This window comes from Actinokineospora sp., from assembly GCF_050699995.1.
Taxonomy (GTDB): domain Bacteria; phylum Actinomycetota; class Actinomycetes; order Mycobacteriales; family Pseudonocardiaceae; genus Actinokineospora.
The window spans coordinates 1-1,366 of sequence record NZ_JBOHGC010000634.1 but is presented as its reverse complement, the minus strand read 5'-3'; the positions used below and the strand labels follow the sequence as shown (position 1 = coordinate 1,366).

Genomic DNA, 1,366 nt, shown 5'->3' with positions numbered 1-1,366 from the left:
ACCGTCGAGTACATCGACTGGTACAACAACCGGCGCCTGCACGGCGAACTCGGGCACATGCCACCCGCCGAGTACGAAGCACTACACGCGATGACCCACCCGGTCACCGCAACCCTGGAAACCAGCTAATCCAGTCTCCATCAAACCCGGTACTTGACAATCCTTGGGATGCCCGAAGCGTGGCGCCGGGTGATCATCCTCGGTCTGCTCATAGTCCCCGTACAGCGACACCGACGTCATATCCCAATGCAGGCGGGACACATCGATCCCGAACGCCGATATCGCCTGCGCCCCAACCGATCCCACGATCCGATCCAGCTCGGGTGCGATCGCGTCCAGTGCCCGCCCGATCCGATCGTCATTCACCACGGCCGGGTCGATGCCGAAAACCTCCTCGACCGCCCAGTCCCGAGCCCAGTCGCTCACCCGGACCAGCGGCACCGGCGAGGTCAACCGGTTCGCGACCAGCGCCTCGATCACCTGCCCATGCGTCAGATAGGCCAGATCACGTACCGGACAGGCCCGATCGATGATCCCGGCCAGGTCCAGACGGCGACAGTAATCGGCCACCACCGGCAACGCACCCAACGTCTTTTCCACACTCGCCGCGACATACCGGGCTGCTCGCCGACCACGCTGATCCACAACACCACACTCTGACAGACCCGCAGGTCAGGCATGTCAGCGACCTGCCCGACCTGCCCACTCCACCTCATGTGCGGAACACGGGGGATTAGCGACCGCACCCGACATTTTCGATCGGCTCCCGCACCCGAAGTGCCCGTGCGCAAGCCTGGCGCCACCGGTGGACCGCGAGTAGAACTGGACCACCGTCCAGTACGACAGGAAGGCCGTGATGCGTAATCCACGCCGAGGCAACGCACTGTCCGTAGCGCTACTCGCGATAGCCGGGTTGGTGGCGGCTCCGTCGGCCGCGGTGGCCGCGCCGCCACTGGCGAAGGTCCCGGTCGCGCAGGGTTATGGCGGGGCGGTCGTGTCCGACACCGTCGAATCCACCCAAGCCGGGATCGAGGTGCTCCGCAGAGGCGGGACCGCCGCCGACGCCGCTGTCGCGGTCGCCGCGACCCTCGGGGTCACCGACCCGAATATGGCGGGCCTGGGTGGCGGCGGCTACTTCGTGTACTACGACGCCCGCACCCGCGTGGTGTCCACGATCGACGGCCGCGAGACCACGCCCGCCGCCGGCGACGCGAACATGTTCATCAACCCCGCCACGGGCCAATACCAGGAACTTAGTGCTTGATCGTGTAGTGTCTGGTTGTGCCCAGGCGTGGTCAGGTGAAGGTGAAGTCCGGTGATCGGCTGGTGGATCGGGTGGGGTTGGGTGTGTTGGCCTCGCAGTTCC

Annotated in this window: 3 protein-coding genes; 2 read left to right on the top strand and 1 reads right to left on the bottom strand. The window is 65.9% G+C overall.

Annotated elements, in window-relative coordinates; translation table 11 throughout:
* The first annotated feature begins 12 nt into the window (after positions 1-12).
* Complete coding sequence (locus ACRDSQ_RS30460) at positions 13-129, top strand: hypothetical protein (RefSeq protein ID WP_431425863.1); 117 nt, start codon at positions 13-15, stop codon at positions 127-129.
* Here the strand turns inward: ACRDSQ_RS30460 and ACRDSQ_RS30455 are convergent.
* Complete coding sequence (locus tag ACRDSQ_RS30455; RefSeq protein WP_431425861.1) at positions 82-600, bottom strand: DUF4277 domain-containing protein; 519 nt, start codon at positions 598-600, stop codon at positions 82-84. The genes ACRDSQ_RS30460 and ACRDSQ_RS30455 overlap by 48 nt on opposite strands.
* Before the next feature lie 256 nt (positions 601-856).
* Between ACRDSQ_RS30455 and ACRDSQ_RS30450 the strand changes: the two genes are divergently transcribed.
* Positions 857-1,264 carry a gamma-glutamyltransferase gene (locus tag ACRDSQ_RS30450; protein ID WP_431425859.1) on the top strand — a complete coding sequence of 136 codons (408 nt, stop codon included), beginning with the start codon at positions 857-859 and terminating at the stop codon, positions 1,262-1,264.
* The last annotated feature ends 102 nt before the right edge of the window (positions 1,265-1,366 follow it).

What these genes read in the sequence shown, in the direction of transcription:
- ACRDSQ_RS30450 (WP_431425859.1), top strand. Translation starts at nt 857, where the DNA reads ATGCGTAATCCACGCCGAGGCAACGCACTGTCCGTAGCGCTACTCGCG.